Source organism: Sphingosinicella microcystinivorans, assembly GCF_027941835.1.
GTDB lineage: Bacteria > Pseudomonadota > Alphaproteobacteria > Sphingomonadales > Sphingomonadaceae > Sphingosinicella.
Window position 1 is genome coordinate 1374961 of record NZ_CP116005.1, and the last position, 15167, is coordinate 1390127.

General features: G+C 60.8%; 10 protein-coding genes. All 10 read left to right on the forward strand.

What is annotated here, in order from left to right; translation table 11 throughout:
- Positions 1-77: 77 nt before the first annotated feature.
- The 10 genes from istA to PE061_RS06715 all read left to right on the forward strand — a co-directional run bounded on the left by istA (position 78) and on the right by PE061_RS06715 (position 15119).
- Complete coding sequence (gene istA, locus PE061_RS06670; protein ID WP_021238707.1) at positions 78-1592, forward strand: IS21 family transposase; 1515 nt, start codon at positions 78-80, stop codon at positions 1590-1592.
- Positions 1579-2307 carry an IS21-like element helper ATPase IstB gene (gene istB / locus PE061_RS06675; RefSeq protein WP_031304487.1) on the forward strand — a complete coding sequence of 243 codons (729 nt, stop codon included), beginning with the start codon at positions 1579-1581 and terminating at the stop codon, positions 2305-2307. Before istA ends, istB begins: the two co-directional genes overlap by 14 nt.
- A gap of 344 nt (positions 2308-2651) precedes the next feature.
- On the forward strand, positions 2652-5408 hold the full coding sequence (locus tag PE061_RS06680) for a LuxR C-terminal-related transcriptional regulator (protein WP_271258328.1): 2757 nt from the start codon (positions 2652-2654) through the stop codon (positions 5406-5408).
- A 324-nt stretch (positions 5409-5732) separates the two neighbouring features.
- Positions 5733-7958, forward strand: coding sequence for a TonB-dependent receptor (locus PE061_RS06685; RefSeq protein ID WP_271258329.1), 2226 nt, complete (start codon positions 5733-5735; stop codon positions 7956-7958).
- A 149-nt stretch (positions 7959-8107) separates the two neighbouring features.
- Complete coding sequence (locus PE061_RS06690; protein WP_271258330.1) at positions 8108-9340, forward strand: M24 family metallopeptidase; 1233 nt, start codon at positions 8108-8110, stop codon at positions 9338-9340.
- Complete coding sequence (locus PE061_RS06695; protein ID WP_271258331.1) at positions 9337-10014, forward strand: aspartate/glutamate racemase family protein; 678 nt, start codon at positions 9337-9339, stop codon at positions 10012-10014. The genes PE061_RS06690 and PE061_RS06695 overlap by 4 nt, the downstream gene beginning before the upstream one ends.
- Positions 10015-10062: 48 nt before the next feature.
- The gene (locus PE061_RS06700; protein WP_271258332.1) at positions 10063-11061 is read left to right on the forward strand and encodes a quinone oxidoreductase family protein; all 999 of its coding nucleotides are present in this window, start codon (positions 10063-10065) and stop codon (positions 11059-11061) included.
- A 69-nt stretch (positions 11062-11130) separates the two neighbouring features.
- Positions 11131-12363 (forward strand): M24 family metallopeptidase, encoded by a 1233-nt coding sequence (locus tag PE061_RS06705; RefSeq protein ID WP_271258333.1) that lies wholly within the window; start codon positions 11131-11133, stop codon positions 12361-12363.
- Positions 12364-12413: 50 nt separating this feature from the next.
- A complete protein-coding gene (locus PE061_RS06710; RefSeq protein WP_271258334.1) occupies positions 12414-13979 on the forward strand; it encodes a hydantoinase/oxoprolinase family protein in 1566 nt (521 codons plus the stop codon).
- Between the two features lie 33 nt (positions 13980-14012).
- Positions 14013-15119 carry a DUF917 domain-containing protein gene (locus tag PE061_RS06715; protein ID WP_271258335.1) on the forward strand — a complete coding sequence of 369 codons (1107 nt, stop codon included), beginning with the start codon at positions 14013-14015 and terminating at the stop codon, positions 15117-15119.
- Positions 15120-15167 lie beyond the last annotated feature (48 nt).

Below are 15167 nucleotides of genomic sequence, written 5' to 3' on the forward strand. Positions count from 1 at the left end.
GATCGGCGTGCAAAAAGGACCCCTTCATCCCGGGGATTTAGTCGGCCGACTGGTTTTGATCAGTTGGCGAGAACGGGATGTTGATCGTGGAGACAGTGGTTCGGATTCGGCGTGAGCATGCAGCGGGTAAGGCGATCAAGGCGATCGCTCGTGACCTTCGTTTGTCGCGGAAGGTCGTCCGCAAAGCGATCCGGTCGCCGGAGGCGGCGTTCAACTATCAGCGCAAAGTCCAGCCGCTGCCGCGGATCGGTCCTTATCAGGATCGTCTCGATGCGCTGCTTGAGGAGAACGAAGGTCGCGGCCGCCGCGATCGGCTACGGATGACGCGTATCCATGACCTGCTGGTGCGCGAGGGGTTCGATGGATCCTATGATGCGGTGCGCCGCTATGCGGCGCGCTGGCGTGCTGCGCGGCGGAAGGATGCTGGCGAAGGCGCACCGGCGTTCATCCCGATGACCTTCCAGCCGGGTGAGGCCTACCAGTTCGACTGGAGCCACGAGGATGTGGAGATCGCCGGCAAGCCGATGCGGGTGAAGGTGGCGCATATGCGTCTCTGCGACTCGCGCGCACCCTATGTCCGAGCCTATCCGCGCGAGGGCCAGGAGATGCTGTTCGATGCCCATGCCCGGGCGTTCGCGTTCTTCGGCGGTGTGCCGCGACGCGGTATCTACGATAATATGAAGACGGCGGTGACGGCCGTGTTCACCGGCAAGGAGCGTGTGTTCAACCGCCGCTTCCTGATCATGACCGATCATTACATGGTCGAGCCGACCGCCTGCTCGCCGGCGGCGGGATGGGAGAAGGGCCAGGTCGAGCAGCAGGTCCAGACGATCCGAGGCCGCTTCTTCCAGCCGCGACTCCGGTTCGCCAGCCTGGCCGAGCTCAACGGGTGGCTGGAGGCCGAGTGCCGGCGCTGGGCCGAGCATCATGCCCATCCCGAACGCGGGGATATTACCGTCGCCGAGGCGCTGGATATGGAGCGACCGGCCCTGCAGCCGATCCTGGCACCGTTCGACGGCTTCCATGAGAGCGAGCATGCCGTCACCGGCACCTGCCTCATCAGCTTCGATCGCAACCGCTACTCGGTCATGTCGACGGCCGCACGCCGGACCGTTCAGGTGCGCTCCTATGCCGATCGCATCGTCATACGCTGCGGCGATGCGATCGTCGGGGAGCATGAGCGCCACTTCGGTCGGAACCGCACGATATACGATCCCTGGCATTATCTGCCGGTCCTCGCGCACAAGCCCGGCGCGCTGCGTAACGGCGCACCGTTCCAGGACTGGGATCTGCCGCCCGCCCTGCACCGATTACGGCGAAGGCTCGGCACCGGGGACGAGGCCGATCGCAGGTTCGTGCGGGTCCTCTCGGCGGTGCTCACCGATGGCCTGGAGCCGGTAGAGGCTGCCGTGCGCGAAGCGTTGGCGAACGGAACGGCCAGCGACGAGCTGATCCTCAACATCCTCTCCCGGCGCCGCGAGCCGGCGACACCCCACAGCATCGTCACTTCGGAAGACCGGATGCTGCAGCATCCTCCGCTCGCCGACTGTGCCCGCTATGATCTGCTGCGAGGCTATGATGCAGCGGCATGATATGATCGACACGATGCGCGGCCTCGGACTCAAGGGCATGGCGGCGGCGTTCGACGAGGCGGTCACCACCGGCCTCCAGCGCAAGCGCACCACCATGGAGATACTGACCGACCTGCTCCGTGCTGAGGCGACCCACCGGGATGCAGCCTCCATCCGCTATCGGATGACGGCTGCGAGGCTGCCCGTGGTGAAGGACCTGGAGCGGTTCAGCTTCGAGGGCACACCGATCAATGAGGAGATGATCCGCTCCCTTCACGATGGCTCCTTCCTCCCGCCTCGCCGCAATATCGTGCTGGTCGGCGGCACGGGGACAGGCAAGACCCACCTCGCCATCGCGATCACCGCCAATGTCGTGCGAAGGGGCGCTCGCGCCCGCTACTTCAACACCGTCGATCTGGTGACACGCCTCGAAGAGGAGACCCGGATCGGCAAAGGCGGGACCCTGGCGGCGCAGCTGTCGCGGCTCGACCTGATCGTGCTCGACGAGCTCGGTTATCTGCCGTTCGCCCGCTCGGGAGGGCAGTTGCTGTTCCACCTCATCAGCAAGCTTTATGAGCGGACCAGCGTCATCATCACCACGAACCTCGCCTTCGGCGAATGGCCGACCGTGTTCGGCGATCCCAAGATGACCACGGCGCTGCTCGACCGCGTCACCCACCACTGCGATATCGTCGAGACGGGCAACGACAGCTGGCGCTTCAAAAACCGCAGCTGACAGCCACCTTCGGCGCCTTCAAAAATCTATCTTGCGCTGCGCGCGCCTCCGGTCGGGCTACGCCCGCCCTCCGCCGCACGCAGCGCAAGGCCATCTTCAACAAACCAGCATCATATTATCCGAAAAGGGGGTCCCTCTTCGACGCCGATCGGGGGTCCCTTTTGAACGCCGTTTGACACACCGAAAGCTCGCCGCCTAATATCAACCCCAAGACGAGGCTCGCACTCCGATAATTTACGCCGCGAGTTGCGCCAAATGTTCTGACGACGGACACCCTGGAGAATGCCGGATGGACCAGAATTTGAATGCTTCTTCGGGATCCATTTGAGCAGGGTCTCGGATAATTGACCTCAAAATCGGACCGGAGCGCTCCCAAGGACCCAGCCTGGCTGATCGCCAGCAAGTTGAAGCCGTCAGCCTCTGCCGGTCATTTGGTCAAGCGCTCGGCCTTGTTGGAAAAATTGAATGCCGCCCTAGGCGTCCGCCTAACACTGGTCCGCGCTCCGGCTGGGTTTGGCAAGACGACCTTGCTCCAGCAATTTTATGCGAGGCTGAGCGAGGAGGGAATTGCGGTCTGCTGGCTGACGCTGGACGAGGAGGACGGGAAGGGCGGACAGTTTCTCGCCTACCTGTCCGGGGCGCTCGTCCGGGCGGGAATATTGGAGGGCATACCTTCGCCGGTAGCGATCGATGATGCCAATACCCCGCCGGATCGATCGATCCTATCGTCGCTGCTCAACCAGCTAGCCGCGACCGATCGGGACATCGTCTTGATCCTGGACGATTATCACCGGGTGCAATCGGCGGAGGTCGATTCCCAATTCGGCTTCTTCATTCGGCACCTTTCGGCCAACGTGCACCTTATCGTGTCATCCCGGGAAACGCCGGGTTTCGAATGGACGTCATGCCGTACGAACGGTGGCTTGCTCGACATTGGCTCAAGCCATCTCCAATTCGCGCTGGAAGAGACCGGAGCTCTGGTGAACGGCCAGCAGCAGAAACAAAATGCGGCATGCCTGTCCGACGTTCAGGTCGAGAGGTTATTCCTGCTCACCGAAGGTTGGGTGATGGGAATCCAGTTGGCTTCGGCTTGGCTCACCAACGTTTCCTTCGATCCATCGCGGCTCGACGACTATTCCGGGCAGTCGGCAGAGGTAGCCGATTATCTAGCCGAACAGGTGTACCGACATTTGCCGGCCACCATTCAGGATTTCCTCGTCAAGACGTCCGTCCTCGAACGGTTCAACGGAGACCTCTGCAACGAGATTTGCGACTTCACGGAGAGCTGGCGTATCATTGAGGAATTGGAGTGCCGCAACTTGTTCATCTTCTTCCTGGACAAGGATCGTGAGTGGGCCCGCTACCACCAGCTCTTTTCGGACTTTCTGCAGCGCAAGCTTCGGAGAAACGGCCACGGAAGCGTCGAGGCGATTCATCGCAAGGCGGCAGAATGGTTCCTGCAGCAGGGTGACATTACCGGGGCCATTCATCACGCCCTCAACGCCAATGACGCCGATAATTGTGCGAGCATCATTGACCGCGCAGGGGGATGGCGGCTGGCGATCAACGGTTATGCGGGTCGGTTGAGGCATGCTTTCGCGAAGATACCCGATGATGTCCTGAAGCTTTATCCCAGGGCTTGGCTCGCCCACATATTGCTGAGCGGAAAGGCCGGTGGCCAAATCGAGGCGCGCGCTAAGCTCCAGGCGCTTCAGGTCGAGATCGAAGGTTCCCCAGCCTTGCAGGAGCTTGGGGATGAGCTCATCGCCGTCAAATTCCTGCTCTTCGCCTTCGAAGACCGCCTTCACGACGCGGTCGTGCTTCGCGACCTGGAAAGGGCGGTGGAGAAGATCGGTGCCTCGAAGGACCTGATTGCGGGCATCCTCGGCAACCAATTATGTGCTCTTTACGTCACCACGGGCAGGTTCACGGAGTGCCTGGCCGTAGGCGCGCGCGCGGAACAGCATGTGCGCGTTGCCGGCAATGCTTATTCGGAGCTTTTTGTCGGAATGCACATGGCGCAGGCCCATCTCGGCCAGGGTAACCTCGACGAAGCCGACACGGCCTATCGCGACGTCTACCAGCGTCTTCATGCGTCGTTCCGGATGGACGACGATCTAGTCGGAACGCTGCAGACTTTGCTCGCCGAAACCGCCTATGAGCGGGATAATCTTCTGGAAGCGCAAGCCTTTCTCGAGCAGTCACTTCCTTCGTTGGAGCGGATCGGAGGCTGGTTCGACGTATTTGCGGCCGGTTACGGGACCGCTGCGTCTCTCGCGCACGCCAGGCATGACATCGGCGCGGCGATGGCCGTCCTCGATCGCGCGGAGGAGCTTGCCAAGCGTGGCGGCTTTGCGCGGCTGCCGCAGTTCGTCGTGGCCCAGCGCGTGCGGGAACTGACGCTGGCCGGCCAGATCGATTTGGCCGACAAATTCGCGGAAAGGCTCGACGCTATCCCTGCTCCGGGACTCTCCGGCAGTGCGGATATGGTTAGCTGGCGCCTGCAGGAGGCCGTCTTCACCGCCCTGGCCAGGCTCGAAATAGCCAAAGGCAATCCCGATCTGGCGCTCTCCTTGCTGCAGCGGTTGCGCGCCCAGGCGGAACGCGAGCGGCATGTTCGCACTTTGATCAAGCTCGATCTGCTGCAAGCCATGGCCCAGGACTTGGCGGGTCGGCGCGCCATGGCGATGGCCAGCCTCGAATCCTGTCTCGATCGCGCGGCACCTTTGGGTTTCCTCAGGACGTTGCTGGACGAAGGCGAGCCGATGAAAAGGCTGCTTGGGCTTTTTGATGCCAGCAGGCGGGCATCACCGGTTGTGAGGACCTATGTGGCGCGGCTCAGGGATGATGATAACCGTCCCCGAGTGCCGCTGACGGCGCGCGAGACGCAAATATTGGCCCTGTTGGTTGCCGGCTATTCGACCAAGGAAATGGCCTATGACCTCAATCTGGGCATGAACACGATCAAGTATCATCGTCGCAACGTATTCGATAAATTGGGCGTTCGGTCCCGGTCCGAAGCCATTGCTGTGGCACGGCAGCGCGGCGGACTGCCCATCGCTTCGGGCGGAGGTTCGAAAGCGGTCCCCTCCATCGACTAACGCCTCGGATCCGTGTGGCGGCCAGTTTGAGGTGGCCCAGCCGCCCGACCCCACCCTTTTTCTCGATTCAGCTAAAAGCGCCCCACCCTTTTTGGCCAATAGTGCGGCCCACTCTCCGAGCGCACATTCCATTTCAGACGCGAGGGTCACCAGCCTCGTCGCGGACAGGGAATTAGGACCGCCCGGTTCCTGCCCAGTCTCATGACATTTGGGAGAACGATCTTGAACTCATTATCAAGCGCCCCGTCCGATCCAGTCCACGGCGCTCATGCTGGAGCATGGTCGTCGCCCTGTTGGACACGCTCCGCCTGCTCCGCTCTCGCCTTGGTTCTGGGCCTCGCCCATCCAAGTGTCGTCCAGGCCCAGGAAGTTTCGAGCGAGACGGCCGCCCAGGCCGAGAATGACTCGAAATCGTCGCCCAGCGTCGAGAAAGGCGGGCTGGAAGAGATTGTCGTCACCGCCACCAAGACTGGCGTGACCCGGCTTCAGGAAACGCCCATTTCGATCACCGCTTTCGCGGCGGAAGCGCTCGAGCGCTCCAATCTGGAAAGCATAAAGGATATAGGCGCGCTGGTGCCGGGCCTCAGCGTTGCCAACAACGCATCCTACGCCCAGCTCTATATTCGCGGGATAGGCACCAACAACGTCTTCACCGGGTCGGACCCGAGCGTAACCGTCCATCTTGACGGCGTCTACCTGGCCCGGCCCACGATGATCTTCACGGATTTCGTCGACGTCGATCGCATCGAAGTGCTCCGCGGACCGCAGGGTACGCTTTACGGGCGCAACTCGGCCGGGGGCACGATCAACATCATCTCCAAACTACCCACGAACAACTTCGGGCTGAAACTGACCGCCGGCTATGGAAGCTATGACCGCCTCCGGCTCTCGGGAAGCGTCAGTGGTCCGATTGTCCAGGATAAGGTGATGGCCAGCCTCGCCGCAATCCATACAAGAAGCGACGGCTATGTTAACAATATCAATACCGAGCCGGGGTCGCGCGATCTTAACAATGAAAATAGCTATGCGGTGCGCGGCACCTTGCTTTTCGCCCTCGGCGACCGGACGGACTTGGTTCTGACCGGCGACTATAATTATTACAAGACGCGGGGCAATGCGATGAAGCCCCTTTTCGTGGACCCGCTCGGCAATCCGGTGCCGATCCCGCCGGGCGTGCCGGTACCGCAGAGGATCGACGATCCTTGGACGCTGAACGTGCCGAACGCGGCGCAAAAGGTGAGCAATGAAGGCTATGGTTTCTCCGCCAAGCTCACGCATGAGATTGCGGACCGTCTCTCGTTGACTTCGATCACGGCCTTTAGGGGCGCCGATTCCGCCATCGACCATACCGAGTCCGACTGGACCGAAGTGTATGCGCTTTCGACCGATCTGATCGCGGATCGGCAGGACCAATTCACCCAGGAACTGCAGCTCAATGCCCGGCTCGGCGCGCTTCAACTTATGACCGGTCTTTTCTATTTCCACGAAAAAGACGAGATGGAGATAGCCGCATTTCTGCCGCTGACCGGCACATTGTTCTACGGCACGTCGGATCTCAGGACCAGCGGCCACGCGCTCGCCAAGACGAATGCCTACGCTGCTTTCGGCCAGGCGACCTACGCGATTACGGACCGCCTGTCGGCAACCGCGGGCATTCGCTACAGCTACGAAAAGAAGTCCATGCGGTCTTCGAATGTCATCCTCGCCAATGGCATGAATGTCGGCTTTGGCGACTTCACTTTTAGCGGCTCGAAAAGCTGGGAGGCTTGGACCCCCAAGATCGGGCTGGATTATCGCGTCACGGACGATGTGCTGATTTATGCTACGGCGTCCAAGGGCTTCAAGAGCGGTGGTTTCAACTGGTCGGCCGCCCAGCCCGCCTTCGGCCCCGAAAATCTGTGGGCCTATGAAGCGGGGGTGAAATCCGAATTTGCCGACCGCAGGGTGCGCGTGAACGCCAGCGGATTCTATTATGATTATACGGATCTTCAGGTCCAGCTTTTCGAGAATCTACCGGGGCAGGCGCCGGCGACTATTCTGGCCAATGCGTCCAGCTCCAAGATCAAGGGATTCGAGCTCGAAACCCAGATCGTGCCCGTTTCCGGGCTGATCCTGTCGGGGTCCCTTGCCTATCTCGACGCCACTTATGGCGATTTCATCACGGCGCGCAGCCTCACCCCGAGCATTCCGGTCGACGTTTCCGGCAATCGCCTCAACAGTGCACCAAAGTGGATGTATAGCCTTTCCGCCGAATATAGCCGTGGACTCGCCAGTATCGGCACGGTCACCGCGCACGTCGATTATAAATGGCAGGACGACGTGTTCTTCTCCCAGTTCAACGATCCAGTCATCGGGCAACGCGCTTATGGCCTGCTTGGGGCTAATATCAGCCTGCTGAGCGTCGACGAGCGCTGGCGGCTCACACTTTGGGGGCGGAACCTGACCAAAAAGGCCTATTACACCACTGCTTCGGATTATTCACCGTTCGGAAGTCTTGGACATATCAATCCGCCAAGGACGATCGAAGTGAGCCTGACCTTCAAATATTGAGTGAGGGGCGCCGCATCTTCCGCAAGGCCCGGTGCCCCAGCCCCCCAGCCCAGCTTTCGAGACGATTCAAAGGCCGCCCCACTCCCTGCCAGTCGCGGGGGTCGGGATTTCTGCGCCCTTTGCCAACGGACAATAGCGGAGCGCTTCCCATGAGAATCACCGATTTAAACGAGCACGTGATCGACGACAAAGCGATGATCGAACTCACCGCCGCGCGCGTAAAGGGCCTGATGGCGCGCGATGGCATGGATGCCTTGGTGGTGATCTCGCCCGACAGCTTTCGTTATTTGACCGGCCTGCCGATGATTCATTCGCTCTATATGGCGTCGGTCAATGCGGCAATACTCCACGGGGGCGCCGATCTTCCAGCAATTCTGGGCTTCGAAGGCTTCGGAAGCAAGATGCAGGCTCGCGCGCCCTGGTTCAACGATGTTGCGGATCTTCCTTTCCAAGGCACGGGCGAAGGTATGCAGCCGTTCGTTCTCGGCAGCTGGCCCGATATCTTCGCGACGAAAATCCGTGATCTCAAATTGGATGAGGCTGTGATCGCGGTCGACCCGACAATGCCTTATGCGCTGAAGGAGGGAATTGCGGCGAAGCTGCCGAATTGCCGCTTGGTCGATGCCGGCAAGCTGCTCCGCGAAGCGCGAATGGTTAAGAACGCGGAAGAGATCAAGGCCCTGAGGAGCGCCTGCCTTCTTTCCGAAATTGCCATCGAAGCCGGCATAGACGTGGTCCGAGCCGGAGCCGACGAACGCGCCATCGCAGCTGCGATCGAATATTCCTTCCGCATCAATGGCGCGGAAAATCCTGGTTTTACACCCTTGATCATGTCGGGGATGCACGCGCTCACCCCTTATTCCAATCCATCACAAAAGGTAGTTCGCAATGGCGAGCTAGTGCGGATCGACATCGGCTGTTGCTCCCATGGCTATAATAGCTGCTTCGGCCGCACCGTCGTGGTTGGCAATCCCCACCCAGACGTGCTCGTCGCTTACGAGGCAGTCAAAGCGGCCATCTTGGCGGGGATCGCCGCCGTCGGTCCCGGCACGACGAACGTCGCCGTTCACGCCGCCATGGCCGACGCCATGAAGGAAAGCTCTGCCGGCCGGCACCTCCTGGCAGATTATGGCGGCCATGGGCTGGGCACCGGCCTTCATGAGGATCCGATGATCGGCGCCGAAGGCACGGTCGAAAAGATCGTGCTCGAAGCCGGCATGTGCATAGCCCTGGAGCCTTCGATCATCCTTCCGGACCATGGCTGGCTCGGAGTCGAGGACAATGTCGTCGTCTCCGAGAATGGCTGCGAAGTGTTGACCCGCACGGCGTTCGATCTGGGCCTCGCACCGTCCTTCACTTCCCAGCGCCGGAGGCCATCATGACCGTGAACATTTGCCTGCTGGTTCCGATTAATATCGAGGGCCTGAGAAAGATTGAAAGCGTCAGCGGGCTCGCGCCTCCGGGAGTGTCGATCATTGTCCGCCACCTCGACCATACCGGACCGACCCCGGACGGTTTCATCGACGACCTGGGCGCCACGCAGGAGATGGTTCGCCTTGCCCCGGAACTCCAACGCGGCGGCATCGACGCGATTGTGATCGATTGCATGGGCGATACCGGGCTCGACGAAGTGCGCAAGTCGGTGACGATCCCGGTGCTAGGTCCGTCGCAGACCGCCATGCATTTCGCCGCGATGCTGAGTCGAAGATATTCGATCATCAGCCCGCTCGCCGAACATTATGACCAGTTCCATGCGCTCGCCGTGCGCTACAATGTCGACCACAAGATCGGCCCCGCACAGGTGATCGGCGTGCCCGTGCTCGAAGGCGCCGACAAGCCCGATCTCGTCAAACGCAAAGCGGTCGAAGCCGCTGGCCGGGCGATTAGCGAAGATGGTGCCGAAGCAGTCATTCTGGGCTGTACTTTGATGTCCGGCATGGCCCCCTCAATTAAGGCGTCACTCGAGCAAGAGGGACATCGCGGCGTCCGGATCATCGACCCGATAGACCTCGCGATCAGCACCGCCAATTCCCTGGTCCACTGCGCGCTTGACTGATCGGAACGGGCCGAAACCATTACGAATAGAAACGAAAAGGACAAGTTGATGAAAGCAGTGGTGGTAACCGCTTATGGCACAACCGAAGTTCTGGAATATCAGGACGTTCCGAAGCCCTCACCCAAAGCGGGCGAACTGCTCATACGCGTGAAGGCGAGCGCGGTCGGTTTCGGTGACACGAAGGTGCGATCAGGCGCCTATGACGACAAAGAAGGCTTCCACGGCCCCAAGCCACCCGTCATCCTCGGGTTCCAGGCCAGTGGCATTGTCGAAGGCGCTGGCGCCGGCGTCGATCAGGCGTGGATCGGCCGCAACGTCGTCTGCAACGCGATCAACACCAATGCGGAGTATATCGTCTGTCCGGTCGGCGACGTCGCCCGCATGCCGGACGGAGTCCCGTTCGACGTCGCCACCCTGATCCCGAACTTTTACCTGACGGCCTATCACGTCCTCGAGACGGCGATCGACCACAAGCCCGGCCAGGTCGTGATCATGTACGCGCCCGCCGGCGGCGTTGGCACCGCGCTCGTCCAACTCGGCAAGCTCGCGGGCCTTCGCATCATCGCAGTCACAAGCAGCCCCGAAAAATGCAGGTTCGCGCTGGAGCAGGGGGCGGAGCATGCGATCGACATGAACCGTGAAAATGTCGTCGAGCAAGTCGGGAAACTGACCGGCGGCAAGGGCGTCGACATCATCTTCAATTCCATTCTCGGCGAAAGCGTTCTCGACGATATCGACATGCTCGCGCCTTACGGGAAATTATTGATCTACGGCGAGGCGCAGGGCCTGCCCCAGGGCGACATATTCCGCAAATGGTACAATCACGGGCTACAGCACAGCACGTCTATCGTCTCGTTCAGCCTGTTCACTGTGATGAACTGGCAGCCGGAACTCATCCCCCAGTCTATGGAGGCGCTCCTCCAGCTGGTGGCTGAGAAGAAGATCGCGCCGCAGATCTACGCCAAGTTCCCGCTAACCGACGTCGCCAAGGCGCACGACCTTTTCGAAAGCCGGGCGGTGATGGGGAATGTCGTCATCGAGCCTTAGCGGATTCTTGCCCGTCCATTTTCCTGGCGCCGCCGCGTGCGTCGCGTTCGTCCATCGAAGGAGTTTAGCATGACTGCGCCCAATCGTCGGCCCGGCCTATATGCCATCCAGACGGATCTCGGTCTTCCCGACCTCGATCCGGCAGAGCCGCTCACCTTCCCGCTTCCGGAATATGCGGCGCGAAGGGAGCGGTTTCGTAAGGCGATGGCCGCGCGTAATCTGGACGTGCTGCTCGTCTATTCGATCCACAGCCAATTCTATCTTTACGGCTACGACATGTCGGCAGGCGCGACCATGCCTTATGCGGTGATTATTGCGGACGCGGATGGAGCGCCCACCGCCTTCCTGCGCAATACTCTGGTGCCGCCAGTCAGCCGCAACCCCTTGCTTCCAGACATAAGAAGCTATGATGAGCCGTTTCACGACGACAATGCATTTCAAACGGTCAAATTGCTCGGAGAGCTGGGTTTGCTGACGGGCAAGCGTATCGGGATCGAGACTCGGTGCCATCAACTGAGTGCTCACAATTATCACCTCATTCGCGAAGAGATCGAAAAAGGGGGTGGCATAGTCGTCGATGCGTCCGACTTGGTGCCCGAGCTTCGCTTCGTGAAATCGCCCGCTGAAGTCGATATGATGCGTTCCGCGGGTAAGCTCTACGACGTTTTCATGGGAACGGCGTTGGCGGCGATGAAGCCGGGCGTTCGGGAAAGCGACGTCAATGCCGAGGGTTTGTATGCTGTCCATTCGGCGGGCGGCGACGACGTCGCCCAACCGCTCATCATCATGCCCAACGCGCTTTCCAAATTGCATTGGTTGCCCCCCTCGCGGCGCCGGCTTGTCGCCGGGGATTCCTACTTCGTGGAGGCTGCAGGATGCTATAATCGCTACCACGCAGTCGGCGGCCGAACCATGTTTTGCGGGGACGAAGCCCCCCAGCATGTCGCCGACGCCTATGCGCGCGCTTGGGAAGCGATGGACATTACGCGCGACCTGTTGAAGCCTGGCGCCGTCGCCGAGGATATAGCGCGCGCTGTTATGGCGAAGCGCGACATCCAGCCCCATGAAGCTTTCTATGCCGCCTACAGTATAGGCATAGGCTTTCGTTACCAATGGCATGAAGATCTCATGCTGCGGATCGGCGATCAGCATGTGCTTCAGCCCGGCATGACGCTCAGCGTGTTCGGCTTCGGCACGGTCGGCGAATGTTTTGCAGTCGCCGCGGAGCCGGTCGTCATCACTGAGACTGGGTACGAGGATCTCTCGGCAATTCCACGCGGGAATTTGCAAGTGACCGGATAGCCGGAAGCCGATTTACCCAATTTCAACCATCACGGATCGGAACCGTTCTCATGTCTCAACGCAAGCTCCGGCTCGGCATCGATGTCGGCGGCACCAACACGGATGCCGCATTGATGTGCGGCAAGGACGTAGTCGCCACCGGCAAAAGCTTTACCACCTCTGACGTCAGGTCCGGCGTGATCAGTGTTGTCACTGAGATCCTCGCCCAAGGAGGCTATCGCGGATCGGACATCGAAGCGGTGATGATCGGAACGACGCAATTCGTGAATGCGTTCGTCCAGCGAAGCGACCTGTCGCCGGTGGCGATATTCCGAGTGGCTCTTCCCAAGGCCGACGGCGTGCCGCCGCTGGCCGGATGGCCGGATGATGCCGCCCGCGCCGTAGGCTCACATATCTACATGGTTGGGGGCGGCGCCTTTTACACCGGCAAGGACTTTGCGCCGCTCGATCGGGAAGCGCTCCGGCTAGCAGCGCGCGACGCCCGCCAGAAGGGTCTGGAAGCAGTCGCCGTATCTGCCATTTTCTCACCCTTGAGGCCGGATATCGAGGAGGAGGCCGCTGCGGTCATTCAAGCGGAAATGCCTGACGCGCGAATAACGCTTTCGTCGCAGGTTGGCGGAGTCGGGCTGGTGGATCGCGAAAATGCTACGATCATCAACGCCACGCTCGGCGCCTTGTCGGTCAAGGTCGTCCGGTCGCTGGTTCAGGCCTTCGCCGATCTTGGCATCCATGTTCCAATCTATATCAGTCAGAATGACGGTACGCTGATATCGACCGAGATGGCCGAGCGTTATCCCATCATGACCTGCTCGGCCGGGCCGACGAACAGCATAAGGGGCGCGGCCTTTTTGACCGGCCTCGATGAAGCGATCGTCGCGGATATCGGCGGCACCACCACCGACATCGGATTCCTGCTGCGCGGCTTCCCCCGCGAAACCACGGCGGCCAATCTGATCGGCGGCGTCCGCACCAATTTCCGTATGCCAGACACGCTTTCGATCGGCCTTGGCGGTGGCAGCATCGTTCGGATCTCCGACGCCGGCGTCAGCCTCGGGCCTGACTCGGTCGGCTATCGCCTCAAGGAGCTTGGCCGCGTGTTCGGTGGACCGACTGTCACGGCGACGGACATCGCCGTTCGCGCCGGACAGGCCCGGATCGGTGACGCGGCGGCCCTGTCCGACCTGCCGGACTCGACTGTCGAGGCCGCGCTGAGCGTGATACATACGATGATCGAAGATGCCATCGACCAAGTGAAAACAAGTCCTCATCCGCTTCCGCTGGTGCTGGTCGGTGGCGGAAGCATTTTGGTTTCGCGCCCGATCAAGGGCGCGTCGGAGGTCCTGCGGCCGGCTCATGCGGAAGTGGCCAATGCCGTGGGGGCTGCGATCGCCCTCGTCAGTGGGCGCGTCGACAAGATGTTCGATGTGGACAAGTTGGGGCGCGAGGGCGCCCTTGCCCAGGCGAAGGAAGAGGCGGTGAGTGCCGCAGTTCGTGCCGGTGCCCAGGCCGGCGCCGTCGAGATTATCGACATCTCCGAAATGCCGATGACGCATATGCGCACAGGATGCGTTCAGATGCGCGTCCGCGCGGCCGGGCCTCTCGCCGCGCTCAATTGATCTATCTCACCAAATCATAGGGAACAGGCCATCATGCTTACGGTCGATACCGTGCAGGACATTCAGGACATCGCCCGCGGGGCGGTGGTGCTTGGCACAGGCGGGGGCGGCGACCCTTATGTTGGGGAATTGTTTCTGCGCGCCCAGATCGCGCAGGGGCGCTTCGCCAAGGTAATAACCTCCGACGAAGTAGCGGATGATGCTTTCGTGTTGTCGATCGCTGGCATCGGCGCGCCTTCGGTGATGGTCGAAAATCTCGTCAGCGAAATCATGCTGCAGAAGCTGCTCAAGCGTTGCGAAGAATATTATGGCCGCAGCGTCGATGCCTTGATCAGCGCCGAGATTGGCGGAATTAACTCGATGTTCCCGCTCGCTCTGTCCGCGATCAGCGGCATTCCTGTCGTCGACGCCGACGGCGTGGGCCGGGCAATTCCGCGGATCGAAATGACCAACTTCAGTATCGATGGCTGCAAGGCAACTCCAGCCGTGCTGATGGACGAATCCGGTAATATCGTCATGATCGAAGCGGTCGATGATCGCACCGCAGAAGATATTTGCCGCGTCGTCACCGGCGTACTCGGGGCTGCCGTCTTCGGCGCGCTCTATCCAATGACGGGCAAGGAAATGAAAGCCTGCGCGGTACATCGAACCCTCACCCAGGCGTTCGGAATCGGCAGGTGCATTCGCGAAAGTCGCGAGAGCAGCGGCGAAATCTTCGCGAATCTGATCGATTATCTCAATAGCTGGGACGACAGGCTCGCAACCATATTGTTCGACGGCAAGATCGTCGACGTCAGCCACGAGACCCGCGACGGCTGGCATTGGGGCAAGGTGGTGCTGAACGGACTTTCCGACAGCAGCGACGAATTCACCGTCGAGATCCAGAACGAATTCATCGTTGCACGGCATAATGGCCGGACCGTGACGGTCGTCCCGGATTTGATCTCGATTCTGGACCGGGAATCCGGTGAGCCGTTGACCGGAGAGATGTTGACCTATGGTCAGCGCGTGAAGGTTCTCGGCTATGCCGCGGACCCTATCTTGCGGCGACCGGAAAGTCTGGAGGTGCTCGGGCCTCGTGCGTTCGGTCTCTCCGAGGATTTCTCGGCCATCGAGACCCTGGTGTCGGCTCCCGCATAGTCCGCGCCCGCAGCCGCAAAGCCGGCCTTCGCAAATTCAATTCCTTCG